The 25,099-nt window shown below is 70.1% G+C and carries 22 protein-coding genes; 5 read left to right on the forward strand and 17 right to left on the reverse strand.

All coding sequences use genetic code 11. The features are described from left to right. Positions 1-57 precede the first annotated feature (57 nt). The 14 genes from QSJ95_RS00110 to QSJ95_RS00175 form a co-directional block, all read right to left on the reverse strand. Complete coding sequence (locus QSJ95_RS00110) at positions 58-2,082, reverse strand: OPT family oligopeptide transporter (protein WP_285638959.1); 2,025 nt, start codon at positions 2,080-2,082, stop codon at positions 58-60. Between the two features lie 188 nt (positions 2,083-2,270). Further along, complete coding sequence (gene tauD / locus QSJ95_RS00115; RefSeq protein ID WP_064584511.1) at positions 2,271-3,107, reverse strand: taurine dioxygenase; 837 nt, start codon at positions 3,105-3,107, stop codon at positions 2,271-2,273. A gap of 187 nt (positions 3,108-3,294) precedes the next feature. Further along, positions 3,295-4,113, reverse strand: a complete 819-nt coding sequence (locus QSJ95_RS00120; protein ID WP_285638961.1) for an ABC transporter permease subunit — start codon at positions 4,111-4,113, stop codon at positions 3,295-3,297. Beyond that, complete coding sequence (locus QSJ95_RS00125) at positions 4,103-4,894, reverse strand: taurine ABC transporter ATP-binding protein (protein WP_285638962.1); 792 nt, start codon at positions 4,892-4,894, stop codon at positions 4,103-4,105. The genes QSJ95_RS00120 and QSJ95_RS00125 overlap by 11 nt, the downstream gene beginning before the upstream one ends. Before the next feature lie 191 nt (positions 4,895-5,085). Then, positions 5,086-6,096 carry a taurine ABC transporter substrate-binding protein gene (gene tauA / locus QSJ95_RS00130; protein WP_058488306.1) on the reverse strand — a complete coding sequence of 337 codons (1,011 nt, stop codon included), beginning with the start codon at positions 6,094-6,096 and terminating at the stop codon, positions 5,086-5,088. Positions 6,097-6,176: 80 nt separating this feature from the next. Next, positions 6,177-7,148, reverse strand: a complete 972-nt coding sequence (locus QSJ95_RS00135) for an aliphatic sulfonate ABC transporter substrate-binding protein (RefSeq protein ID WP_285638964.1) — start codon at positions 7,146-7,148, stop codon at positions 6,177-6,179. Between the two features lie 176 nt (positions 7,149-7,324). Continuing rightward, positions 7,325-8,227, reverse strand: a complete 903-nt coding sequence (locus QSJ95_RS00140; RefSeq protein ID WP_061562853.1) for an acyl-CoA dehydrogenase family protein — start codon at positions 8,225-8,227, stop codon at positions 7,325-7,327. Between the two features lie 177 nt (positions 8,228-8,404). Beyond that, entirely contained in the window at positions 8,405-9,367 is a 963-nt protein-coding gene (locus QSJ95_RS00145; RefSeq protein WP_285638967.1) for an ABC transporter substrate-binding protein, read from the reverse strand. An 11-nt stretch (positions 9,368-9,378) separates the two neighbouring features. Further along, positions 9,379-10,365 carry an aliphatic sulfonate ABC transporter substrate-binding protein gene (locus QSJ95_RS00150; protein WP_285638969.1) on the reverse strand — a complete coding sequence of 329 codons (987 nt, stop codon included), beginning with the start codon at positions 10,363-10,365 and terminating at the stop codon, positions 9,379-9,381. A gap of 112 nt (positions 10,366-10,477) precedes the next feature. After that, positions 10,478-11,629: an acyl-CoA dehydrogenase family protein gene (locus QSJ95_RS00155; RefSeq protein ID WP_285638970.1), complete on the reverse strand. Its 1,152-nt coding sequence runs from the start codon at positions 11,627-11,629 to the stop codon at positions 10,478-10,480. Between the two features lie 4 nt (positions 11,630-11,633). Continuing rightward, entirely contained in the window at positions 11,634-12,716 is a 1,083-nt protein-coding gene (locus QSJ95_RS00160) for an LLM class flavin-dependent oxidoreductase (RefSeq protein WP_058488300.1), read from the reverse strand. Between the two features lie 17 nt (positions 12,717-12,733). Continuing rightward, positions 12,734-13,678: an ABC transporter substrate-binding protein gene (locus QSJ95_RS00165; RefSeq protein ID WP_285638973.1), complete on the reverse strand. Its 945-nt coding sequence runs from the start codon at positions 13,676-13,678 to the stop codon at positions 12,734-12,736. Between the two features lie 12 nt (positions 13,679-13,690). Next, positions 13,691-14,779, reverse strand: coding sequence for an LLM class flavin-dependent oxidoreductase (locus QSJ95_RS00170; protein WP_502945253.1), 1,089 nt, complete (start codon positions 14,777-14,779; stop codon positions 13,691-13,693). Positions 14,780-15,275: 496 nt separating this feature from the next. Further along, positions 15,276-16,172: a LysR family transcriptional regulator gene (locus QSJ95_RS00175; protein ID WP_285638976.1), complete on the reverse strand. Its 897-nt coding sequence runs from the start codon at positions 16,170-16,172 to the stop codon at positions 15,276-15,278. A 113-nt stretch (positions 16,173-16,285) separates the two neighbouring features. Between QSJ95_RS00175 and QSJ95_RS00180 the strand changes: the two genes are divergently transcribed. From QSJ95_RS00180 to QSJ95_RS00190, 3 genes are all read left to right on the forward strand, one after another. Then, entirely contained in the window at positions 16,286-16,891 is a 606-nt protein-coding gene (locus tag QSJ95_RS00180) for a 3-mercaptopropionate dioxygenase (RefSeq protein ID WP_009613210.1), read from the forward strand. Then, positions 16,888-18,471 carry a rhodanese-related sulfurtransferase gene (locus QSJ95_RS00185; RefSeq protein ID WP_285638978.1) on the forward strand — a complete coding sequence of 528 codons (1,584 nt, stop codon included), beginning with the start codon at positions 16,888-16,890 and terminating at the stop codon, positions 18,469-18,471. Before QSJ95_RS00180 ends, QSJ95_RS00185 begins: the two co-directional genes overlap by 4 nt. A 120-nt stretch (positions 18,472-18,591) precedes the next feature. Then, positions 18,592-18,843 carry a hypothetical protein gene (locus tag QSJ95_RS00190; protein ID WP_061562861.1) on the forward strand — a complete coding sequence of 84 codons (252 nt, stop codon included), beginning with the start codon at positions 18,592-18,594 and terminating at the stop codon, positions 18,841-18,843. Positions 18,844-18,849: 6 nt separating this feature from the next. On the opposite strand, the gene yedA is transcribed toward QSJ95_RS00190, so the two are convergent. Then, a complete protein-coding gene (gene yedA / locus QSJ95_RS00195; RefSeq protein ID WP_285639653.1) occupies positions 18,850-19,737 on the reverse strand; it encodes a drug/metabolite exporter YedA in 888 nt (295 codons plus the stop codon). Positions 19,738-19,904: 167 nt separating this feature from the next. On the opposite strand from yedA, the gene QSJ95_RS00200 reads away from it, so the two are divergent. Further along, entirely contained in the window at positions 19,905-20,351 is a 447-nt protein-coding gene (locus QSJ95_RS00200; RefSeq protein ID WP_043268803.1) for an Lrp/AsnC family transcriptional regulator, read from the forward strand. A gap of 437 nt (positions 20,352-20,788) precedes the next feature. Here the strand turns inward: QSJ95_RS00200 and QSJ95_RS00205 are convergent, their stop codons facing one another. After that, positions 20,789-22,069: an acetyl-CoA C-acetyltransferase gene (locus tag QSJ95_RS00205; RefSeq protein WP_285638982.1), complete on the reverse strand. Its 1,281-nt coding sequence runs from the start codon at positions 22,067-22,069 to the stop codon at positions 20,789-20,791. Between the two features lie 167 nt (positions 22,070-22,236). Here QSJ95_RS00205 and QSJ95_RS00210 point away from each other — a divergent pair, with 167 nt between their 5' ends. Next, positions 22,237-23,592 (forward strand): 3-oxoacyl-ACP reductase, encoded by a 1,356-nt coding sequence (locus tag QSJ95_RS00210; RefSeq protein WP_285638984.1) that lies wholly within the window; start codon positions 22,237-22,239, stop codon positions 23,590-23,592. Positions 23,593-23,924: 332 nt separating this feature from the next. Here the strand turns inward: QSJ95_RS00210 and QSJ95_RS00215 are convergent, their stop codons facing one another. Then, positions 23,925-24,917 (reverse strand): AraC family transcriptional regulator, encoded by a 993-nt coding sequence (locus tag QSJ95_RS00215; RefSeq protein WP_043268798.1) that lies wholly within the window; start codon positions 24,915-24,917, stop codon positions 23,925-23,927. Between the last annotated feature and the right edge of the window lie 182 nt (positions 24,918-25,099).

Below are 25,099 nucleotides of genomic sequence, written 5' to 3' on the forward strand. Positions count from 1 at the left end.
TATGTGATATCGATAACATATATCACACATCCCCGATCGACCAAGCCTGCGTTTGTATCAGCGTTTGCCCAGCACCTGGCGGTGGAACAGCACGCAGACCACCACGAACACCAGCAGCCCCAGCCACTGCGCGGTGTCCTCGAAGCCGGCGCCGACCAGCGCCAGGGGCGCGTCCTTGCCGCTGGTGCCGATCAGCGCGGCGAGCAGGATGCCCATCAGGCTCTCGCCGACGATCAGCCCCGAAGCCAGCAGCACGCCGCGGCGGCGCGGCAGGTCGGCGTACTTCTCCTCGTCCACCCCGGCGGCCTGGGCGCGCTTCTTCAGCGCGCTTTCCAGCAGCCAGGCGAGCACCGCGCCCACCACCAGGGTCATGCCGATGGTCGGCGGCAGGTAGATGCCCAGGCCCACGGCCAGCACCGGCAGGCTGGCCTTGCCGGTGCGGCGCAGGAGCACGTCGACGAGGATCAGGGCGATGCCCAGGGCCACGCCGATGAGGATCATGTTCCAGTTCAGCGCGTTATGGAAAATCCCGCTGGCGATGGCGGTCATCAACGTCGCCTGGGGCGCGGCCAGGGCCGCGCCGGGGTCCATGCCCTCGCGCGGCAGGGCACCGGTGAAGCCATAGGCGTTGTACAGCAGCTCCAGCACCGGCGGGATCACCAGCGCGCCCACCAGGCAGCCGACGATCAGCGCCACCTGCTGGCGCCAGGGCGTGGCGCCGACCAGGTAGCCGGTCTTGAGGTCCTGCAGGTTGTCGTTGGAAATGGCGGCGATGGCCAGCACCACCGAGGTGGTGAACAGCGCCAGGGCGATCGCCAGCTTGCCGCCCTCGCGGTCGAGGAAGCCGGTCTCCAGCGAACCGACGCCGAGGATCAGCAGCGACACCAGGATCACCGCGATGATGCCGATGCCGGAGATCGGGCTGCTGGAGGAACCCACCAGGCCGGCCATGTAGCCGCAGGCGGCGGCGATCAGGAAGCCGAAGAAGAAGGCGAACACCACGCAGGTGGCCACCAGGCCCCAGAAGGCGAAGCCGGCGAGGTCCGGCGCGGCCTGGCCGAGGAAGTAGGCGAAGACCACGAACAGCACCACCAGCAGAAAGGCGGCGATGGCCAGGATCCAGGCCGCCGGCATGTCGCGCTCGGTGCGCAGGTCGCTGGCCTCGACGCGTCCGCTGATGGCGCCGAGCGAGGCCCAGACGCCCTGCACCATGGGTTTGAACAGGGTGGCCAGGGTCCAGAGCGCGGCCACGCCTATGGTGCCGGCGCCGAGGAAGCGCACCTGGCTGCTCCACAGCTTGCTGGCCAGTTCCGGCAGGCTCTGCCCGGCGGCCAGGGTGCTGTTCACGGTGAGCAGCGGCACCGCCACGCCCCAGGCGATCACCACGCCGATGAGGATGGCGATGCCGGCGGTGATGCCCATCAGGTAGCCGGCGCCCACCAGCGCCAGGGAGAAGCCGGTGGACAGGCGGAAGGCCGCCTGGCCGGCGCTGATCCAGAAGCTGAAGCCCTCGGCCAGCAGCTTGAAGCCGCTGCTGAACAGGCTGAACAGCGCCGCCACCAGACCGCCGGCGAGGATGTCGCGCAGGCCCGGCTTGTTGCCGTCGCCGGCCTGCGGGTGTTCCTCGTCATGGCTGCCGACACGGAGGATTTCCGCCGCCGCCACGCCCTCGGGGTACGGCAGGCTGCTCTGCACCACCATCACCCGGCGCAGCGGGATGGTGTAGAGCACCCCGAGGATGCCGCCGATGGAACAGATGGCCGCCGTCTGCCAGAACGGGAAGCCGGCCCAGTAGCCGATCATCAGCAGCCCCGGGAGGATGAAGATGATCGACGACAGGGTGCCGGCGGCCGAGGCCTGGGTCTGCACCATGTTGTTCTCCAGGATGTTCGAGCCGGAGAAGTAGCGCAGCACCGCCATGGAGATCACCGCGGCGGGGATCGAGGAGGCGAACGTCAGCCCGACCTTCAGGCCCAGGTAGACGTTGGAGGCGGTGAAGACGACGGTGATGAGGGCGCCGAGGATGAGCCCGCGCAGGGTCAGTTCGGCGAGGTTCGATTCGTCCGGAATCCGTTCGAGCATGGAAGGAAGTCTCTGAAAGGCAACCTGCCAAGCTTAGGCCAGAGCGGCGCGCGCGCCCACGTCACCGAATGTCGCCCAGGCGACGCCCCCCGCTTTTCGTAGGAGCGAGCTTGCTCGCGAACAGCTTCGGCACGAGGCGGTTCGCGAGCAAGCTCGCTCCTACAAGGGCAAGGGTTGGCGTGCGGGGGTCAGAACGGCTTGTCGCCGAGTATGGTCGCGCGGTGCATCACCCGGCGCTGCGGGCGGTAGTCGTCCACCGCGTAATGCTGGGTCACGCGGTTGTCCCAGAAGGCCACGTCGTTCTCGCGCCAGCGCCAGCGCACGGTGAACTCCGGGCGGGCGACGTGGGCGAACAGCAGGTCGAGGATGGCCCGGCTCTCGGCCGCCGACAGCTCGTTGATGCGGGTGGTGAAGCCGTCGCTGACGAACAGCGCCTTGCGCCCGGTGACCGGGTGGGTGCGGATCACCGGGTGCGAGCGCGGCGGGTTCTTCTTGCGCGCCTCCTCCAGCCGCGCCAGGTCGGCGTCGGTGGCGCCGAAGCGTTCCTGGGGGAAGGACTTGCTGATGTCGTGGGTGGCGGTCAGGCCGTCGAGCAGGCGCTGCAAGGGTTTGGACAGCGCCTCGAAAGCGGCGATGCCGCTGGCCCAGAGGGTGTCGCCGCCATAGGGCGGCAACTGCTTGGCGGCCAGCACCGCGCCCAGGGCCGGGGTTTCCAGGAAGGTCACGTCGGTGTGCCAGATGGCATTGTCGCGCACGTCGGTGACGGCGGTGTCGAGCACGATCACCTCGCGCTGCTCGGGCACGCTGGGGTAGATCGGGTGGATGTGCAGGTCGCCGAAGCGCGCGGCGAAAGCGGCCTGCTGCGAAGGAGTGAGCGGCTGGTCGCGGAAGAACAGCACCTGGTGGGTGAGCAGGGCCTGCTCGATGGCCTGGTGCTGGGCGTCGTCCAGCGGCTGGCGCAGGTCGATGCCGGAGACTACGGCGCCCAGGGCGGGGCTGAGGGGGGCCAGGGTCAGGGTGGTCATTTCTTTTCTCTCTCGTGTTCTGTGCAGGGAAGAGCACCCTCTCCCCAGCCCTCTCCCGCAAGCGGGAGAGGGAGCCGTTCGGTGTATTCGTCGAGCGCCGAGCTAGCCGGCAGCTCCGATCAGTCCCCTCTCCCTTCAGGGAGAGGGTTAGGGAGAGGGGCTCTTGCTCTTACCCCAGCTCCAGGCCCTACTCCCAGGAAGCAAACCGCCCCTGCAACCAGCGCAAGCCCACCTCGAAGCTCAACGCGATCCCGGCGATCAGCAGAATCCCCAGCACCACCACATCGGTCGCCAGGAACTGTGCCGCCGACTGCACCATGAAGCCCAGCCCGCGGTTGGCGGCGATCAGCTCGGCGGCGACCAGGGTCGACCAGCCCACGCCCAGGGCGATGCGCAGGCCGGTGAGGACTTCCGGCAGGGCGCTGGGCAGCACCACGTGGCGCACCACCTGCCAGCGGTTGGCGCCCAGGCAGCGCACCGCCTGGATGCGCGACCTGTCCACGCGGCGCACGCCGGCGGCGGTGGCGATCAGCAGCGGGGCGAACAGCGCCAGGTAAATCAGCAGCACCTTGGACAGCTCGCCGATGCCGAACCAGATGACGATCAGCGGCAGGTAGGCCAGCGGCGGGATCGGCCGGTAGAACTCCACCAGCGGGTCGAGCGCGGCGCCCACCAGCGGGTTGAGGCCCATGAGGATGCCCAGCGGAATCGCCGTGAGCACCGCCGCGCCCAGGGCCAGCAGCACGCGCAGCAGGCTGGTGCCGATGTGCTGCCACAGCGTGGCGTCGACGTAGCCTTCGGCGAGCACCCGCTGCAAAGCTTCGTAGAGTTGCTCGGGAGCCGGCAGGAACAGGGTGTCGACCCAGCCGAAATGGGTGGCGAACCACCAGAGCGCGGCGAGTGCGGCGATGCTCCCGGCGGCGGCCCAACGCCGCGCGTCGCGCGGGCGGGCAGGCTTGGCGCGACGGCGGGTGGGCAGCTTGGCGCTGAGGGTGTCAGTGGGCATGTTCGGCCTCCGGCTCTTCCAGGAACTCATCCAACAACTCTTGACGCAGGCGGCCGAACTCGGGGTCGGCCTTGATCGAGCGCACCGGCTCGCCGGCCGCGTAGCGCCGCGCGAAGTCCGGGCGCAGGCGCTTGACGATGCGCGCCGGCGGGCCATCCATGACCACCAGGTCGGTGGCCAGGAACAGCGCCTCGTCGACGCTGTGGGTAATCAGGAACAGGCCCTTGCCGGTCTTGCGCCACAGGTCCAGGGTGAGCACCTGCATGCGCTCGCGGGTCAGCGCGTCGAGGGCGCCGAAGGGCTCGTCCAGCAGCAGGAAGTCCGGCTCCACCGCCAGCGCACGGGCCAGGCCCAGGCGCTGGCGCTGGCCGCCGGAAAGCTGCGAGACGCGGTAATGCGCGTGCTCCTGCAGGCCCACCAGGGCCAGCACCTCGCGGGCGCGGACCTCGCGTTCGGCGCGGCCCAGGCCGCGGATGCGCAGCCCCAGGGCGACGTTGTCGAGGGCGTCCAGCCAGGGCATCAGGGCGTCGTCCTGGAACACCACGCCACGCTCGCCGCCGGGGCCTTCGAGAGTCCGGCCGTCGATCTGCACGCGGCCGCGGTCGGGCTTCTGGAACCCGGCCAGGACGTTGAGCAGCGTGGACTTGCCGCAGCCGGAGGGGCCCAGCACCACCAGGGACTCGCCCTTGGCCACGTCCAGGGTCAGCTCATGCAGCACGCGCCGGGTCTGGCCATGCTGCTGGAAAGAAAGGCTCACGGCCTCGGCCGTCAGACGGCTCATGTTTCTGCCCTCCGCAGGGTAAGAAGTGGCTCGCTGGAGCACCCTCTCCCCCCGCCCTCTCCCGCAAGCGGGAGAGGGGGCTACCCGTGCCATCCCCGGGAATCGGTGCCCAGGCCTGGCGACGGACGGCTCCCTCTCCCTTCAGGGCGAGGGCTGGGGAGAGGGACTCTTCAGCGGGCTTCCCAGTACTCTCAGCGCTGCCCCACCTGCACGCTCTCCGCCTGGCGCACGTACTCCGCGCTGACGTAGGGCGAGTAATCCTTGAGCACCGACGGCACGCGCTTCTGCTCTTTCAGGAAGGCCGCGGTTCCGGCGATGTCCTTGGCGGTGCCGCCACCCAGCAGCGCGCTGGACAGTTGTTCCTTGGTCTCGGGGAAGGCGCTGCCGGCCAGCAGCTCGGGCACGTCCTCAGGCGCCGCTCCGGTCAGCCGGGCGATCTTCTTCGCCTGCTCGGAATCGGCGGTCCACTGGGCCTTGTGGGCGTTGTAGTCGGCGAAGGAATCGAGGGTCACGCGAGCGAACTTGGCCAGCACCTCCGGGTGCTTCTCGGCGAAGTCCTTGCGCGCCACCCAGACTTCGAAGGTCGGCGCGCCCCATTTGCCCACTTCCGCGGCGTCGGTCAGCACCTTGCCGCTCTTCTTGATCTCGCCCAGGGCCGGCGACCAGACGAAGGCGCCGTCGATGTCGCCACGGCGCCAGGCGGCGGCGATCTCGGTGGGGTTGAGGTTGACGATCTTCACTTTGGTCGGGTCGATCTTCCAGTGCTTGAGCGCGCCCAGCAGGCTGTAGTGCGAGGTGGAGACGAAGGGCGTGGCGATGGTCTTGCCGACCAGGTCCTCGGGCTTCTCGATCCTGCTGCCGTTGCGCACCACCAGGGCCTCGGCGGCGTTGATCTGCGCAGTGACGATGAAGGCCACGATCGGCAGGCCGCGCGAGGTGGCGGCGGCCAGCGGGCTGGAACCCAGGTTGCCGAGCTGCACGTCGCCCGAGGCGATGGCGGCGACCACTTCCGGGCCGCTGTTGAAGCGGCGCCAGTCGAGCTTCTCGCCGATGGCTTTCTCGTAGGTGCCGTCGGCCTGCGGGACCTTGGTCGGGTCCACGCCGGTCTGGTAGCCGAGGGTGATGTCGGCCTGGGCGATGCCGGCGACGCCGGCCAGGGCGAGCGCGGCCAGCAGGCGGCGCGGGGCGAAGGTGCGTTTCATGGGGTGCTCCTGGAAATGCATTCGGGGCGGCCGGCCGGGCCGTGACGGGCCGCCCCTTGCGGAGCGGCGGGAAATTCGCTTCAGTTGCGCGCCAGGTCCGGCTGCCAGACCTGCACGGCGCGGGCGTCCACCGGCTTGGGCAGCAGGCCCTCGGCGTAGAAGGCATCGGCGATACGCTGCTGCTCGTCGAGGCCGTCGGCGCGCACCGGCTGCACGTCGTAGCTGCGGCGGGCGTTGGCCCGCTCCACGGTGGCGGCGTCGAGGTTGCCCCACAGCGGGCCGAGCAGCTTGGCCGCGTCGGCCGGGTGTTGCTTCACCCAGCGCCCGGTCTTCTGCAGCTCGGCGAAGACCTGCCCGAGCACTTGCGGGTGGGCCTTGGCGTAGTCACTGGAGGCCAGGTAGTAACGCTGGTAGCTGGCCAGGCCCTGGCCGTCGGCGAGCACGCGGGCGTGCTGCTGGCGCTGGGCGCTGGCGACGTAGGGGTCCCAGGTCACCCAGGCGTCCACCTTGTGGTTCTCGAAGGCGGCGCGGCCGTCGGCGGGGGTCAGGTAGGCAGGCTGGATGTCGGAGAACTTCAGGCCGGCCTTGGCCAATGCGGCGATCAGCAGGTAATGGCTGCCGGCGGCCTTGGTCACGGCCACGCGCTTGCCCTTGAGGTCGGCCAGGGATTTCAGCGGCGAATCCTCCGGCACCAGGATCGACTGCGCAGTGGGCGACGGCGTCTCGCGGGCGAAGTAGGTCAGCTGCGCGCCGGCGGCCTGGGCGAACACCGGCACGGTGTCGGCGACGTCGGCGGACAGGTCGACGTTGCCGACGTTGAGCGATTCGAGCAGCGGCAGGCCGCTGGGGAACTCATGCCAGGACACCTTGATGCCCTGCTTGCCCAGCTCGCGCTCCAGGGTGCCCTGGGCTTTGACTATGGTCAGCAGGGTGGAGGACTTCTGGAAACCGATGCGCAGGGTGCCTTCGGCGTGCGCGCCCAGGGCGCCCAGCAGGGCGGCGGAGGCGGCGAGGCCGACGGCGAAACGGCGCAGGAACGGGCTGCGGGACATGGGTACGGCTCCTCGGGTACGGGGCGGCCGCCTGCAGAGCGAGGACGGACCACTGGACTGGTGTCAGGTGTTCTGGATGAGTCCGGTGGTCCGGTGAAGCAGAGATTACAGGCATAAAAAATAAGAAATAAATAATTTTTAGTTCTTAACTAATACCGCGCGGATTCATCCCGCCATCAGTGCGCAGCCCCCAGCAGCCGGGCCCTCACGCCCTCCGCGCGGAGGCTGGCCTGGGCCGCCTGGCGGGCCACCGCCAGGGCCTGGGCGGCGAGGTTGGCGAAGTGGCTGGCGCGGCCGAAGGCCAGCGCCGCGCCCGCCTCGATGTCCTCGTCCAACTGCCGGGCGGCCTGCTCGCTGAGCACCAGGCCCAGGCCGAGCAGCCGCGACAGTTCCGAGGCCTCGGGCAGGTCCAGGTTGTCCGCGGCCTGCAACGCCAGGCCCAGGGCGACGTTGGCCTGCAGCAGTTGCGCCAGGCCGTCGCCGAGCACACGCCGCGGCGTGGCCGCCAGGCCCGGCGGCAGCAGGATGTCCTCCGGGTGCAGGCGCAGGCCCTGGCAGTGGGCGCCGGCGCGCAGCGCAAGGCCCGCCCGCGCGCTGGGCAGCGCGGCCAGCAGGAAGTCGCCGCTGGGCGCGTGCCAGGCGCGCAGCAGCAGCCAGTCGGCCGCCTCGGCGGTGAAGGCATCCCACTGCGCGCCGTTGACGCGGAAGCCGCCGCGCAGGTGTTCCTCGGCCCGCAGCAGTTGGCCATCGTCCTCGCCCAGGGCGCCCCACAGCGGCTCGCGCAGCAGGCTCAGGTGCAACAGGCGCTGCAGCTGTTCGCGGCTGCCGAGCAGGCGCACGCGGGTCAGTTGCAGGTGGTGCACGGCGAACAGCCGGGCCAGGCCGCCGTCGCGCTCGCAGAGGTCGCGCAGAACCTGCAGGACCTCGCGCCAGGGGCTGCCGGCGCCGCCCAGCTGGGCCGGCAGCGACAGCCGCAGCAACCCGGACTCGCGCAGGGCGCGGGCCCAGGCGACGGGCCCGGCGACGGCGGGCTGGGGGAACGGCTCGGCGGGAGCCAGCCGGGGCGGGGCGACGCTCATGGGCACCTCGGGACGACGGAATCAGTGCCTGGGCGAATGGCGCGCGGGAAGACTGAAGCGAAGGGGTTCGGCGGCGCCCCGTTGCGCCGCGCACGAGGCGCGGCCGGGGCGGCACTTAGAACCATATCCAAGCAGTGCGGCAAGGTTAAATAACCTTTTTGCCTTAGCTGAGAACCGTCAGGGCTGCCGCTGGCCAACGGCCGGCCCCTGCTCCACCGCGAAGCCCGCGGCGAAGGTCGGCTGCACGTCCAGGCGCTGCGGGATCAGCCCATGGGCCTGGTAGAAGTCCGCGGTCTCCTGCTGCTGGGCGAGGGTCTGGGCGTCCAGCGCCTGCCAGCGCAGTTGCCGGCGCTCGAACTGCAGGCGCGCGGCATCCTCGGGGAAGCCGATGATCTTCGCCAGGCTGCGCGAATACTCGTCCAGGTGCGCGTAGGCCCAGCGCTGGGCGCCGGCCAGGCGTTGCAGGTAGTCCTGCAGGGCGGCGCGTTTCGCCGGGTCGGCCAGGGCGCTGTCGGTGGCGGCGAGGAAGCTGTTGCCAGCCCACAGGCCGCGGCCGTTGACCAGCACCCGCGCCTTGTCGGCGGTCTCCGAGAGCGCGGTGTAGGGCTCCCAGGTCGCCCAGGCGTCCACCGAGCCGTTGGCCAGTGCCATCTTCGCGTCCACCGGGCCGAGGAAGCGCAGTTCCACGTCCTTCTCGCTCAGGCCTGCCGAAGCCAACGCCTTGAGCGCCACGAAGTGGCCGATGGAGCCGCGCCCGGTGGCGATGCGCTTGCCCTTGAGGTCCGCCGCCGAATGCAGCGGCGAGTCGCCGCGGACGATCACGGCGGTGCCGTAGGGGTCGGACTTGTCCACCGCGATGGCCTTCACCTGGGCGCCGGCGGCCAGGGCGAAGAGCAGGGGCGCATCGTCGATGATGCCGGCATCCACCGCGCCGGCGTTGAGCGCTTCGGCCAGGGGCGCGGCGGCGGGGAATTCGAACCACTGGATGTCGTAGGTCAGGCCCTTGAGCGCACCGGCGGCGTCCAGCTGGGCACGCATGTTGCCCTTCTGGTCGGCCAGGCGCAGCGTCACGCGCTCGGCGGCGAGGGCCTGGCCGGCGGCCAGGCACAGCAGCAGGAACAGGCTGAGGATCTTGCGCATGGCGAGGCTCCTCAACGCTGGCCGACGGTAAGGTCGGCGGGTAGCTGGCGGGCCACTTCGGCGGCGCCGGCGGACAGGCTGAAATCGAACGCCGGGGCGACGTCCAGCGCCTTGGGCAGCACGCCCTCGCCGTGGAAGAAGTCGGCGGCCTTCTGCAGCGTGGCGGCGATGTTCGCATCGAACACGACGGGGCTGATGCGCGCCTCGCCCACCCAGCGGCGCGTCACCTCCCGGGGCATGTTCAGGTCCTTGGCCAGCGCCGCGGCGAAGGCGTCCGGATGCTGCAGGGCCCAGACCTGGGCGCGCGCCAGGCGCGTCAGCAGGTCGCTGATGGCGGCCTTCTTGCCGGCGATGGCGGCATCGCTGGCCAGGGCGTAGGAGTAGCCGGTCATGATGCCGTCGCCGTTGTCGATCACCCGCGCCTGGTCGAGCAGCACGGCGCTGGAGGTGTAGGGCTCCCAGGGCACCCAGGCGTCCACCGAGCCGCGCACCAGGGCGGCGCGGCCGTCCACCGGGCCGAGGAAGGAGAAGGTCACGTCCTCGGGCTTGAGCCCGGCGCGGCGCAGCGCGCCCAGGGCCATGAAGTGGCCCCAGCCGCCGCGGTTGACGGCGATGCGCTTGCCCTTGAGCTCGGCCACCGAGTGGATCGGCGAATCCTTGCCCACCACCAGCGCCACGGTCGCCGGGTTGAAGTGCCAGGCGCCCACGGCCTTGAGCGGCGCGCCGGCGGCATAGACGAAGAGGAACGGGATGTCGCCGGTGAAGCCGATGTCCAGGGCGCCGGCGTTCAGCGCTTCGAGCACCGGGGCGCCGGAGGGGAAGGCGGACATCTCCAGCTTGTACGGCAGGTTGTCCAGCTCGCCGGAAGCGCGCAGCGCGGCATAGCGGTCGCCCTTCACGTCGCCCAGGCGCAGGGTGACGGGTTCGGCGGCGCTGGCGGCGCCGGCCAGCAAGGTCGCGGCCAGCAGGCCGGCGAAAACACGCAGGGTTCGTTTCATGGGGCAATCTCCAGGCGGCTTCGCACGGAAGCCAGGGGTTGTCTTGGGGCTATCCGTTCCGCCGGTGCGGTCGCCGATATTGCCGTCGTTGTTGTCGGGTGATCGCACGGGCTCAGGGGCTCAGCGCCGCCCTCCCCGCCGCGATCCAGACGCTGTCCTTCTGCGGGGTGTGCACGCGCCCGCAGAGCACGTCGCGGTAGTGGCGCTGCAGCGGGTTGTGCCGGCTCAGGCCGTGGTTGCCGCTCAGCTCCAGGGCCTTCTCGACCACCGTCACCGCGTTGTCGGTGACGGCGACCTTGATCAGCCCCGCCTCGCTGGCGCTCAGCCGCTCGCGGCAGGCGGCGTCGAGCAGCAGGCGGTTCTGCAGCAGCAGGCCGTCGATGGCGCCCAGCGCTTCCTGCACCCGCGGCAGGCTCGCCAGGGGCGCGCCGAGGCTGGCCGGCACGCGCTCGCGCAGCCAGCCCAGCAGCCAATCGCGGGCGGCACCGGCGATGCCGTCGTAGAGCGCGCCGAGCAGCGCCGCGCTGGCCTGGGCGAAGTCGCGCAGCACGGCCTCGTCCGGCGCCGGCGGCTGGTCGTGGGGGTAGAGGCCGACGGCGTGTTCCAGCGGCACCGGCACCTCTTCGAAGATCACCTCATGGCTGCCGGTGGCGCGCATGCCCAGGTGGTCCCAGCTTTCCACGATGCGGATGCCGGGGCTGTCGCGGCGCACCAGCCAGGCGCCCACCCGCGGCGTCGGCTCGTCGCTGCGCGCCCACACCGCCAGCCAGGTCAGCCCGGGAATGCCGGTGGTATAGAGCTTGTGCCCGGACAGCCGCCAGCACTCGCCGTCACGCCGCGCCACGGTTTGCGGCAGGCCGCCGCGCGAGGGCGAGCCCAGCTCCGGCTCCACCCGCAGGCTGTTGATCAGCGCGCCCTGCTCCAGCGCCTCGCGGGCCACGCGGCGCTTCAGCGCTTCGGGCCAGCCGGGGTTGTCCGCCAGGCGCCGCAGGTGCAGGTACTGCATGCACAGCACCAGCGCGGTGGAGGGTTCGCCACGGGCCACGGCGCCGACCACCCGGCGCAGTTCGCCGAGGTCGGCGCCGGGGCCGCCGAGCGCCTGCGGCAGGGCCAGGCCGAGCAGGCCGTGGTGTTGCAACAGGGCGAGGTTGGCGTGGGGAAAGTCGCCGCTGCGGTCGTAGGCCTCGGCGCTCTCGGCCAGTTGCCGGGTGAGCGCCGGCAGCAGGTCGTTGAGCGCCAGCGATGGGCTCTGCAAGTTGCTCATGGGCTCAGGCCGTGGCACGCCGGCGCTCGCGCTCGGCGACCTTGGCGCGGGTCAGCGGGATCAGCTCGCGGCCGTATTCCACGGCGTCGTTGAGCGGGTCGAAACCGCGGATGAGGATGCTGCGCACGCCCAGGTCGTAGTAGGCCAACAGCGCATCGGCGACCTGCTCCGGGGTGCCGACCAGCGCGGTGGAGTTGTGCCCGCCGCCGACCAGCTTGGCGATGCCGGTCCACAGGCGTTCGTCGACGCGGTCGCCCTGCTCCACCGCCTTGAGCAGGCGCTGGGCGCCGACGCTCTGCGGCTTGCCCTTGGGGAAGCCGGCCTCGCCCAGGCGCTGGCTGGCAGTCGCGCGGATCGCCTCGGCCCTGGCCCAGGCCTCCTCCTCGGTGCGCCCGAGAATGGGCCGGAACGACAGGCTGAACTCCACCTCGCGGCCGTTCTGCCGCGCCTGCTCGCGCACCGCGGCGATGGTCTCGGCGGCCTGGGCCAGGGGCTCGCCCCAGAGCATGAACACGTCGGCCTGCCTGCCGGCGACCTTCAGCGCCGCCTCCGAGGAGCCGCCGAAATACACCGGGATGTGCGGCTTCTGCTGCGGGCGGATGGCCGAGAAGGCCTGTTCCACGCGGTAGTGCTCGCCGTGGAAGTCGAAGGGCTCGGCGCTGGTCCAGGTGCGCTTGAGCACCTCGATGAACTCGTCGCTGCGGGCGTAGCGCTGGTCGTGGTCGAGGTAGTCGCCGTCCTTGCGCTGGTCGGCGTCGCTGCCGCCGCTGATGATATGCACCGCCAGGCGCCCGTCGAGCAGGTGCTCGAGGGTCGCCAGCTTGCGCGCGGCCAGGGTCGGGGCGACGAAGCCGGGGCGGTGCGCCAGCAGGAAGTTGATCCTGGAGGTGGCCAGGCCGGCGGTGGCGGCCACCAGGAAGCCATCGGGCTGATCGGACCAGTAGCCGACCAGGATGCGGTCGAAACCGGCCTCCTCGTGGGCGCGGGCGAAGGCGGCGATGTACTGCTTGTCGAGGATCGGGCCGGCCGGGGCGATGGTCTCGGAGGCCAGGCGGTGGCCGATCATGCCGAGGAACTGGATGCTCATGGGGTTGCGTCCTGTGCTCAATGGAAGGCGTTGGCGAAGGAGGGGTCGATCACGCTGGCGGTGTCGAAGGCCTTGGGCAGCGCGCCGGTCTGCAGCAGGAAGTCGGCGGTGCCCTGGTAGTCGGCGGCGGCCTGGGCGTCCACCGGACCGACGCTCATGCCGGCCTGGCCGATCCAGTGGCGCGACACGGCCGGGTCGAGGTTGGCCTTCTTCGCCCAGATGTCGGCGTACTGCTCCTTGTGCGCCTCGACCCAGGCCCGGGCCTTCTGCAGGCGGCCGAGGAAGTCGGCGATCTGCGCGCGCTTGGGTTCGATGGAGGCGGCGTTGACGGCGATGCTCGACAGCCCCGGCATCAGGTCGCGGGCGGTGAGGATCGGTCGCGCGCCGGAGAATACGATCTGCTGCGAGATGTACGGCTCCCACACCGGGAAGGCATCGATGCTGCCGCGCGGCAGGGCGGCGGCGGCGTCGATGGGCATCAGCTTGACGAAGTCGACGTAGTCGCTGGGCAGGCCGGCCTTCTCCAGGGCGCGCAGGGTCAACTGCTGGCTCCAGGCGCCGGGCCAGTAGGCGACCTTCTTGCCCTTGAGGTCGGCGATGCTCTTCACCGGCGAGTCCCTGGGCACCAGCAGGGCGATGGTGTCGGGGTTCTGCCGCGACACGCCGATGAGCTTCACCGGCGCGCCCTTGGCGGCCAGGAAGATGAACCCGGAGTCGCCGAGGAAGCCCAGGTCCAGCGCCCCGGCCTGCAGCCCTTCGGCCACGGGCGCGGCGGACTGGAAGTGCTTCCAGTCGACCGTGTAGGGCGCGCCTTCGAGCACCCCGGAGGCCTCCATGGAGGCGCGCACGTTGTAGTAGTTCTGGTCGCCCACGCGCAGCGTCGGCAGGTCGGCGGCCTGGGCCAGGGGCGCGCCCAGCAGCAGCGCGGCGAAGGTGGCGCGCAGGCGTCGTTTCAGGTTCATCGGTGGTGCTCCTCAGCCGGCGCGGCGCAGTTGCGGCAGGCGGGCGATGTGGTCGTGGATGGCGGGAATCAGGCCCTGGCCGTAGCGCACGGCGTCGCCGAGCGGGTCGAAGCCACGGATCAGGAAGGTGGAAACGCCCAGGCGGTAGTACTCGCCCAGGGCGGCGGCGACCTGCTCGGGAGTGCCGACCAGGGCGGTGGAGTTCCAGCGCGCGCCGGTCAGCCGTGCCACGCCGGTCCACAGCCGGGTGTCGAGCACCTCGCCCTGTTGCGCGGCGGCCAGCAGGCGCTGCGAGCCGACGTTCTGCGGCTGGTGGTCGTGCAGCGGCAAGCCCAGGCGCTCGCGGTTCTCGCGCACCTGTTCGAGCACCTCGGCGGCGCGCTTCCAGGCGGCCTCCTCGGTGTCGGCGACTATCGGCCGGAACGACACCGAGAAGCGTGGCTCACGGCCCTGGGCGTTGGCAGCGGCGCGCACCCGGCGGATGTGGCCGTCGACGGCGGCCAGCGGCTCGCCCCAAAGCATGTAGGTGTCGGCGTGCTTCGCCGCGACTTCGATGGCGGCGTCGGAGGAGCCGCTGAAGTAGATCGGGATATGCGGCTTCTGCCGCGGGCGCACGGCCGGCGAGGCGCCCTGGAAGCGGTAGAACTCGCCGGCGAAGTCCACCGGGGCCTCGGCGGTCCAGATACGCCGCAGGGCGTCGAGGTATTCGTCGGTGCGGGCGTAGCGGCGGTCGTGGTCGAGGTAGTCGCCGTCGCGCGCCAGGTCCTCGTCGTTGCCGCCGCTGACCACGTTCAGGGCCAGGCGGCCGTCGCTGAACTGGTCGAGGGTGGCGAGCTGGCGCGCAGCCAGCGGCGGTGCGATCACTCCGGGCCGGTAGGCCAGCAGGATGCCCAGGCGCCGGGTGGCGGCGGCGACGAAGGAGCTGACCACGGAGCCCTCGGCGGCATTGCTGAAGTAGCCCACCAGCACGCGGTCGAAACCGGCGTCCTCATGGGCCTGGGCGAAGCGCCGGACGAAACCGGCGTCCACCGCCTCCCCCAGCGGCTGGTCCACCTCGGAACTCGGGGTGGCGGTGATCATGCCGAGAATTTCCACGCTCACTGTGTTGCCCTCGCCTGGGCCGCTGCATAAGGGCGGCGGCTTTCGTTATAAGAAAAACGTCTTTATGGACGTTGTTCTTAGAAGCTATAGGCAAGCACTTCATGATGGAAATTCATTTTTTGCATATTCTAATATGCTAATTACGCATATTCAGGATTGGGCAAGTTGCGCGGGGGAGGTTTTTTACTTTTGTAGGAGCGAGCTTGCTCGCGAACAGAGTTTCCCGGTCATGCCGGTGTCAGGCATGAGAGCGCCCTCTCCCTAACCCTCTCCCTGAAGGGAGAGGGGACCGTTGGGCAGAAACGGGTATTACGGAGTCAGCCGGAAACTCTGGCGTATCCGGCGAACATCAGGCTTGCAGCCGGCACGGACAAGCCCCCTCTCCCTTCAGGGAGAGGGCTGGGGAGAGGGGACGGAGTCGACCTGAGACGACAGCGCTGCCGGGAGAGTCTGTTCGCGAGCAAGCTCGCTCCTACAGGGGGCGAATGAGTAAGACTCACCCCACCCGCATATCCAACCCTTCAGCCACCGCATCGCCGAACAACCGCGCCGGCGCCTCCAGGTTGCCCAGCAAGCGCGGCCGCACCAGCCAGAGCTGGATCAGCGGCTGGAAGTCCTCCAGCTGCAACACCCGCAGTTGCTCCCGATAACGGCTGCGCGCAAGAGCCGGCGCCGGCACCAACCCGAGGCCACGCCCCTCGGCAACCAGGCCCAGCTGCAGCTCGCTGCCGAAGGTCTCCAGGTTCAACTGCAGGCCCAACCCCTGGTCGGCCAGAGCGCGCTGCAGGCCGGCGCGGAAGCCGCAGCCGTCGGGGTTGAGCACCCAGCCGTGCTGGTAGCAGTCGAGCAGGCGGCGGGCCTGCACGTCGCTGTCGCGGGCGGCCACCACGCACAGTTCCACGCGGCCCAGCGGCGTGGCACCGAGGTCGTCGGGGAACACCTTGCTCGGCGGGAACAGCACCACCGCCGCATCCAGCTCGGCGTTCTCCAGCCGCGCCAGCAGGTGGCCACCCCAGCCGCTGCTGACCTGGGCGCGCAGCTCCGGGTACTCGCCGGCCAGGCGCCGCAGCGCTTCCAGCAGCACCACCTCGCCGATGCTCTGCGGCACGCCCAGGCGCAGCACGCCGCTTGGCGTCGTGTCGCTGGCCACCAGTTCGCGCAGCCCGTCCACCTCGCGCAGCACCCGGCGGCACTGCTCGTAGACGCGCAGGCCGGCGGCGGTGGGCTTGAGCGGCTTGGTGTTGCGGTCCAGCAGTTCCACGCCCAGGGCTTCCTCCAGGCTCTGCACCCGGCGGGTGATGGCCGACTGCGTCAGGCCCAGGCTCTCGGCGGCCTGGCTCAGGGAGGCGTTGCGGATCACCGCGACGAAGGCGTCGATGTCGTCGATCTTCATGGGGCTGGCACCAATTGCATTTCTCGCATATTAGCTTAGATTCAAAATGCATTTCAGGAATAAAAACGCGTTTGCTACCGTACAGCCAGAACCTTCCGGAGTGAATACGCCGCATGTCCGCCCCCCTGCGTTTCGACCGCCTGCGCCAGTTCATCGGCGACCTGGCCAGCCTGCTCGACGAGCATCCCGACGAAGCCACCCTGCTCGCCCGCGCCCGCCCGCTGCTGGCCGAGCTGGTGCGCCATGACGACTGGCTGCCCGAGGCCTGCGCCCAGCCCGACGCGCAGCGCTACCAGCAGTACCTGCTGCACGCCGACTCGCAGCAGCGCTTCTCGGTGGTCAGCTTCGTCTGGGGTCCGGGCCAGCGCACGCCGGTGCACGACCACCGCGTCTGGGGCCTGATCGGCATGCTGCGCGGCGCCGAGTATTCGCAGCCCTTCGCCTTCGCCGCCGACGGCAGCCTGCAGCCGGCCGGCGCGGCGCTGCGCCTGGAGCCGGGCGAGGTGGAGGCGGTGTCGCCGCGCATCGGCGACATCCACCAGGTCAGCAACGCCTTCGCCGACCGGCCGTCCATCAGCATCCACGTCTACGGCGCCAACATCGGCGCGGTGCGGCGTGCCGTCTATACCGCCGAGGGTGAAGAGAAGCCCTTCATCTCCGGCTATTCCAACAGCCAGTTGCCCAATATCTGGGACCTGTCGAAAGAGAACCCCGCATGAGCCAGATCGCCCGCCGTACCTTCCACGACCTCCGCGCCGCCCTCCTCGCCCGCCGCGAGCTGGCGCTGCTCGACGTGCGCGAGGAAGACCCCTTCGCCCAGGCGCACCCGCTGTTCGCCGCCAACCTGCCGCTGTCCAAGCTGGAGCTGGAGGTCTACGCCCGCGTGCCGCGCCGCGATACGCCGGTCACCGTCTACGACGACGGCGAAGGCCTGGCCGAAGTCGCCGCGCAGCGCCTGCTGGCGCTGGGCTACAGCGACGTGGCCGTGCTCGACGGCGGCCTGGCCGGCTGGCGCGCTGCCGGCGGCGAGCTGTTCAAGGACGTCAACGTGCCGAGCAAGGCCTTCGGCGAGCTGGTGGAAGCCGAGCGCCACACCCCGTCGCTGGGCGCCGAGGAAGTGCAGGCGCTGCTCGATGCCAAGGCCGACGTGGTGGTGCTCGACGCCCGCCGCTTCGACGAATACCAGACCATGAGCATCCCCGGCGGCATCAGCGTGCCCGGCGCCGAGCTGGTGCTGCGCGTCGCCGAGCTGGCACCCGACCCGGCCACCCGCGTCATCGTCAACTGCGCCGGGCGCACCCGCAGCATCATCGGCACCCAGTCGCTGGTGAACGCCGGCATCGCCAACCCGGTGTCGGCGCTGCGCAACGGCACCATCGGCTGGACCCTCGCCGGCCAGCGGCTGGAGCACGGCCAGGCGCGGCGCTTCGGCGAAGTCTCCGCCGCCACCCGCGCAGCCGCCGCCCAGCGCGCCCGCGCCGTGGCCGACCGCGCGCGGGTGGCGCGCATCGACCTGGCCGGCCTGCGCCAATGGCAGACCGAAGGCGCGCGCACCACCTACCTGTTCGACGTGCGCACCCCAGAGGAATACGAGGCCGGCCACCTGCCCGGCTCGCGCTCCACTCCCGGCGGCCAGCTGGTGCAGGAGACCGACCACGTCGCCAGCGTGCGCGGCGCGCGCCTGGTGCTGGTGGACGACGACGGCGCGCGCGCCAACATGAGCGCTTCCTGGCTGGCGCAGATGGGCTGGGAGGTGGCGGTGCTGGACGGCCTGTCCGCCGCCGACTTCAGCGAGCGAGGCGCCTGGGCCGCGCCGCTGCCGCAGCAGCCGCAGGCCGAGACCATCGCCCCGCAGATATTGGCCGAGTGGCTGCGCGAGCCGGGCACCCGGGTGCTCGACTTCACCGCCAGCGCCAACTACGTGAAACGCCACATTCCCGGCGCCGCCTGGGCCCTGCGCAGCCAGCTGAAAGAAGCGCTGGCGCAGCTGGGCACGGCCGAGCGCTACGTGCTCACCTGCGGCAGCAGCCTGCTGGCGCGCTTCGCCGAGCCGGAAGTGCAGGCCCTGAGCGGCAAGCCGGTGTTCCTGCTCGAAGGCGGCACCGCCGCCTGGGTCGCCGCGGGGCTGCCCACCGAGGAAGGCGAGAGCCTGCTCGCCGCGCCGCGCATCGACCGCTACCGCCGTCCCTACGAGGGCACCGACAACCCGCGCGAGGCCATGCAGGGCTATCTGGACTGGGAATTCGGCCTGGTCGAGCAGCTCGGCCGTGATGGCACCCACGGCTTTTTCGTCATCTGAAAGCCCGCCATTTCGCGACGTCTGTCGGTGAGTGGCGAAAAAATGACCACCTGTCGGCTGTCCGGGAAAGTGATGGGAATTTTGACGTTCTGGGGTGTCTTAGCCTGCAGAGGTGCCACCATGAACGTCACCCACCGCTACGCCATCCACTACCGCCTGCGCGAACAGCCGCGCCGGCTGATCCACGAGTGGTCCGAGGAACCCAACGAATTCCTCGCCCTGCTCCAGGTGCTGCTGCACCTGGCGCAGGAGACCGGCGAAGACCCCACCGGGCTGACCGACGCGCCGCTGGACCCCAACCTGATCCCCAACCTGCGGCACAGCGCCGACCGCGTCGGCGTCAGCCGCGTGCGCATCGTCCCGATCGACTGAGCCGACTCAGGCCGCCTCGCGCCGCCGCCACTGCGGCAGGCTGATCAACAGCACCGCCCCGATGATCACCGCCATCGCCAGCGCCTCCGGCCAGCCGATGTGCTCGCCGGCGAACGCCACCCCGAGCAGCACGGCCACCGCCGGGTTGACGAAGGCATAGCTGGTGGCCGCCGCCGGGCGCACGTTGGCCAGCAGGTAGACGTAGGCGCTGAAGGCGATGATCGAACCGAACACCACCAGGTAGCCCAGCGCCAGCCAGCCGCGCACATCCGGCATCTGCTGCAGGTGCTCGCCGGAAAGCTGGCTGCCCAGCAGCAGCGCGGCGCCGCCCACCAGCATCTCCAAGGCACTGGCCATGGGCCCGGCCGGCAGGTCCAGGCGCCGGCTCCACACCGAACCGAAGGCCCAGGCCGCGGCGGCGAAGAGAATCAGCGCAGCGCCCGCCGGGCTGCCCTGCAGGTTGGAGCCGAGGTTGAGCAGCACGATGCCGCACAGCCCAAGGCCGATGCCGCTCCACTCCAGCAGGCTGTTGCGCTGGCCGAACAGGCGCGCGAACACCAACGCAAACAGCGGCACCGTGGCCACCCCCAGTGCGGCCACGCCCGAGGCCACGCCCCAGTGCTCGGCCACCGTCACCCCGCCGTTGCCGCAGCTGAGCAGGAGGATGCCGATGGCCCCGGCGTTCAGCCACTGCCGCCCGCTGGGCAGCGGCGCGCCGCGGTACAGCGCCCAGGCCAGCAGCAGCGCCCCGGCGATGACGAAGCGGCAGCCGGCCATGAGCATCGGCGGCCAGCTTTCCACGCCGATGCGGATCACCAGGTAGGTCGAGCCCCAGATGAAGTAGAGGGCGAAGAAGGCGGCGATCAGCGTCAACGAAACGCGGGCTTTTGGCATGGGCATGACGGACATGGCAGAGGGCTCGACAAGTGGGTCGTAGCGCCTCATTTTATTAAGTGCTTTCGGGCCTTATAAGGCACAGAAAACGCATTATCTGGCGGAACACTTTTCTTTCGATGGATTTTCAAACGCAAAGCCGTCGATTCGACAGACGGGAGAGACCGATGGACAAATACGACCGCGCACTGCTCGCCGCCCTGCTGGAAAACGGCCGCCTGTCCTTCGCCGAACTGGCCCGGCGCATCAACCTCTCGCCCCCGGCGGTGGCCGACCGCGTGGCGCGCCTGGAGGCCGACGGCGTGATCACCGGCTACCACGCCAGCGTAGACCTGACCAAGCTCGGCCGCCCGATCCAGTGCCTGATCGAACTGCGCCTGAACGACCACCGCGGCGCCCTGCAACTGCAACGCCTGACGGAAATCCCCCAGGTGCTCGACTGCTACCGGGTGACCGGCGAATCCTGCGTGATGCTGCGGGTGGCGGTGACCAGCACCGCCGAGCTGGAAGAGTTGATCGACCAGTTGGCCCAGCACGGGGCGAGCAAGACTTCGCTGGTGCTGTCCACGGCGCTGGATGGGCGGGTGCATCCGGCGATGTTGCAGGGGGGATGAAAGGCTGGAGGCTGGAGGCTTTTCGTATTTCGTAGGAGCGAGCTTGCTCGCGAACAGCCTGTCCCGGCAGCGCTGTCGCCTCGGGTCGACTCCGTCCCCTCTCCCCAGCCCTCTCCCTGAAGGGAGAGGGGGCTATCCGTGCAGTCGGTGGTTTTTGTGACATCCGGCAACACCGGAGTATCCGGCGAGCTTTGAAATCACGCTTCACACCGAACGGTCCCCTCTCCCTTCAGGGAGAGGGTTAGGGAGAGGGCGCTCTAAAGCCCACCTCCCAAGCCCGCCGGCAAGCACCATTCGCGAGCAAGCTCGCTCCTATGAAAAGCCAAAGCCCCCACCCTGCGCGCAAAAAAAGAGGCGGCACCGCTCGCACGGCACCGCCTTAAGTCACGGAGTTGCTGTTACATCGTGGGCCGGCCACAGCCGCCCGATGTATTGGATTACTTTTCCACGATCGCGGTCACACCTTGCCCGCCCGCCGCGCAAATCGAGATCAGCCCGCGCCCTTTCCCGGCCGTGTTCAGCAGCTTGGCCAGGTTGGCAACGATGCGCCCGCCGGTGGCGGCGAATGGGTGGCCGGCGGCCAGGGAGCTGCCCTTGACGTTGAGCTTGCTGCGGTCGATCGAGCCCAGCGGCGCGTCCAGGCCGAGGCGGGTCTTGCAGTATTCCGCGTCTTCCCAGGCCTTGAGGGTGCACAGCACCTGGGCGGCGAAGGCCTCGTGGATCTCGTAGTAGTCGAAGTCCTGCAGGCTCAGGCCGTTGCGCGCCAGCAGCCGCGGCACGGCGTAGACCGGGGCCATCAGCAGGCCTTCTGCGCCTTCGCCGACGAAGTTCACCGCCGCCGCCTCGCCATCCCTGAAGTACGCCAGGATCGGCAGGCCGCGCGCCTTGGCCCAGTCCTCGCTGGCCAGCAGCACCACCGAGGCGCCGTCGGTCAGCGGGGTGGAGTTGGCCGCCGTGAGGGTGCCGCGCGGGCCCTTCTCGAACACCGGCTTGAGGGTGCCGAGCTTTTCCAGGTTGATGTCCGGGCGCAGGTTCTGGTCGCGGGTCAGGCCGCGGAACGGCGTCATCAGGTCGTTCTGCCAACCTTCGGCGTAGGCCGCGGCCAGCTTGATGTGGCTTTCGTAGGCGAGCTTGTCCTGCTCGTCGCGGGGGATCTGCCAGGTCTGCGCCATCAGCTCGCAGTGCTCGCCCATGGACAGCCCGGTGCGCGGCTCGCCGTTCCTGGGGATGTGCGGCATCAGGTGGCGCGGGCGGATCTTCAGCAGGCTCTTGAGCTTGTCGCCGTTGGACTTGCCGCGGTTGGCCTCGAGCAGGATGCGCCGCAGCCCCTCGTTGACGCCGATGGGCGCGTCGGAGGTGGTGTCCACGCCGCCGGCGATGCCGCAGTCGATCTGCCCCAGGGCGATCTTGTTGGCCACCAGGATCGCCGCCTCAAGCCCCGTGCCGCAGGCCTGCTGGACGTCGTAGGCCGGAGTTTCCGGGGCCAGGCGGGTGCCCAGCACGCATTCGCGGGTGAGGTTGAAGTCCCGCGAGTGCTTGAGCACCGCGCCGGCCACCACCTCGCCCAGGCGCTCGCCGTGCAGGTTGTAGCGCTCGATCAGGCCGTCGAGGGCACAGGTGAGCATCTCCTGGTTGCTCGCCGTGGCGTAGACGGTGTTGGAGCGGGCGAAGGGAATACGGTTGCCGCCGACGATGGCGACCCGTCGGGTCTGGGTCATGCAAGGCTCCTTGCGGGCTGAGCGGGTTCTGGCGCACAGGCTAACCTTAGCCGGTCCCGTCGCATTGGCCGCCCCGCCATGGCGCAGGTCAGCGCGGTCAATTGCGCGGAACCGGTGCCTGCGTAGAGTGGTCGGCACTTCGAGTATCCGTGCAGGAGCCCCCGTCCATGACTGATCGCTACATCGCCTTCGCCAACTCCAATGTCGGCCGCCGCCTGGTCGGCGCCTTCGGCCTGCCCACGCCGGTACGCCTGGAACGCTGGAGCGCCGGGCGCACCCGGCCGGTGGACGGCGCCCTGTTGCTGGGCGGGACGGGCAACCTGGGCGAGGCCATGCTGGGCTTCAGCCAGCGCCTGACCGACGCCGTCTACGCCGCCGTGGAGGGCCAGTACGGCCTGCCGCGCTGGACCGCCGAGCACGGCCCGAAGCTCAAGGCCATGGTGTTCGACGCCAGCGGCCTCACCGGCTTCGAGCAACTGATCGAACTGCGCGACTTCTTCCAGGCCGCGCTCAAGGGCCTGGACCTGTGCCCCCACGTGGTCATCCTCGGGCGCGCCCCGGAATCGCTGAAAGACCCCATTGCCGCCAGCGTGCAGCGCAGCCTGGAGGGCTTCAGCCGCTCCCTGGGCAAGGAGATCCGCCGCGGCGGCAACGTGCAGCTGCTGTACGTCGGCAAGGGCGCGGAAAACCAGCTCGAAGGCGCCCTGCGCTTCTTCCTCTCGCCCAAGAGCGCCTACGTGTCCGGCCAGGTGATCCGCCTTTCCGCCTACGCCGGCCAGGTGCAGGACTGGAGCCGCCCGCTGGTGGGCAAGCGCGCCCTGGTCACCGGCGCGGCCCGCGGCATTGGCGCGGCCATCGCCGAAACCCTGGCCCGCGACGGCGCCGAGGTGGTGCTGCTGGACGTGCCGCCGGCCAAGGACGCCCTCGACGCCCTGGCCGCGCGCCTGGGCGGCAAGGGCGTGGCCCTGGACATCTGCGCGCCGGATGCCGGCGAGAAGCTGGTGGAAGCGCTGCCCGAAGGCGTGGACATCGTGGTGCACAACGCCGGCATCACCCGCGACAAGACCGTGGCGAAGATGAGCGAGGCGTTCTGGAACTCGGTGATCGACGTCAACCTCAAGGCCCCGCAGGTGCTCACCCAGGCCCTGCTCGACGCCGGCAAGCTGCGCGACGACGGCCGCGTGGTGCTGCTGGCCTCCATCAGCGGCATCGCCGGCAACCTCGGGCAGACCAACTACGCGGTGAGCAAGGCCGGCCTGATCGGCCTGGCCCAGGCCTGGGCCCCGGCCCTGGGCAAGAAGGGCATCAGCATCAACGCGGTGGCCCCGGGCTTCATCGAAACGCAGATGACCGCGGCCATTCCCCTGACCATCCGCGAGGCCGGCCGGCGCATGAACTCCATGGGCCAGGGCGGCCTGCCCCAGGACGTGGCCGAGGCCGTGGCCTGGTTCGCCCAGCCGGGCAGCGGGGCGGTGAGCGGGCAGGTGTTGCGGGTGTGTGGGCAGAGTTTGCTTGGGGCGTGAGGGCGGAGGGGATCGCGGACGAGCCCCGAGTGGTTTCCAGGTGGTCTGGGTGTTTGGGGTTTATTCCGCCCCTCTCCCTAACCCTCTCCCTGAAGGGAGAGGGGACCGTTGGGCAGGGTTTGATGTTATGGCGTTAGCCGGCTAGCACAGAGGTTTCCGGCGGAAACCATCACCTTTCTCGGCACGGACTAGCCCCCTCTCCCTTCAGGGAGAGGGCTGGGGAGAGGGCGCTCTTCAGGGCAAGCACCGACGCCACCGGCAGAACAGCGTTCGCGAGCAAGCTCGCTCCTACGAAAAGCCGCTCCCTCCCGTCGCTAGACTCGGCCGCTCTCTCAAACCTTCCCGCGCTTGCGGAACTCCACTGGCGTCTCCCCCACCCAGCGCTTGAAGGCGCGGTAAAAGGTACTCGGCTCTGAGAACCCGGTACGCTCGACGATCACCTCGATACGCTCGTCGGTCTTCAGCAACAGCTCCTTGGCCAGCCGGCAACGGTAGTCGGTAACCAGGTCGTTGAAGCGCACCCCAGCCATGGCCAGGCGCTCGCGCAGGCGCCGGGCCGGCATGTCCAGGCGCGCCGCCACCTGCTCCAGGGTGGCGCCGCCGTCCACCAGCAGCTCGCCGATCAGCTCGCGCACCTTGCGCACCAGGTCCAGGCGTTCCACCTCGGCCAGTTGCCGGCGCGCCAGCGACTCGTGCATGCGCAGCAACTCCGGCGCGGCGTGGCGCGAGGGCTTGTCCAGCACCGCGGCGTCGAAGACCAGCGCATAGCGCTCGGCGCCCAGGCGCACCGGGCAGCCGTAGACCTGTCGGTAGCGTTCGGCGGGGGCGCCTTCGCCGTGCATCAGCTCCACCTCGTGGGGCCGGAAGTCGCCCTCGGTGAGCGCGTGGAACAGGCGGATCACCGCGCCGGCGAGCATTTCCGGGAAGTGCCGGTTGGTCCCGGCGCTGTGGCCGAGCAGCAGCACGGCGCGCTCGCCCTCCACTTCCAGGCGGGCGTTGAGGGTGTCGGAGAGCAGGCGCACGTAGCGCAGAGCGTGGCGCAGGCCCTCGCCGAAGGTGGCGCTGGAGAGGAACAGGTATTCCAGCAGTAGGCCGTGGAAGGCCGGCAGGTGCCCGGCCAGGTACAGGCCGACGTGCTCCTCGCCGCATTCCTCGGCGGCGGCCTTCCAGAACAGGTTCTGCGCGCTATGCGGGAAGCGCCCGGCCGGCAGGGCGCCCGGCGGCAGGCCAACCCGGGCGAGCACACGGTCGGGATCGCTGCCGCTGGCGCGCAGCGCGTCGATCACCGGGCGCATCAGCGCCACATCGTCGGTCAGATCGTGCATGGTATTTATTCTGGTTATCCATGAAGCGGGCCCATCTTAGGCAGCTTTCCTACCGCCTCTCAAGTAACACGCCATGGCAGCGGTCGAATTATCCACAAGCCCCATGCCAGAGCCGCCGATTGACCGGCCTGCCGCCACACTGCCCCGCCCCGGCCAATGCCCGGCCGGGCCCGGCGACTAAG

The sequence above is a fragment of the Pseudomonas sp. NBRC 100443 genome (assembly GCF_030268185.1).
Taxonomy (GTDB): Bacteria; Pseudomonadota; Gammaproteobacteria; order Pseudomonadales; family Pseudomonadaceae; genus Pseudomonas; species Pseudomonas citronellolis.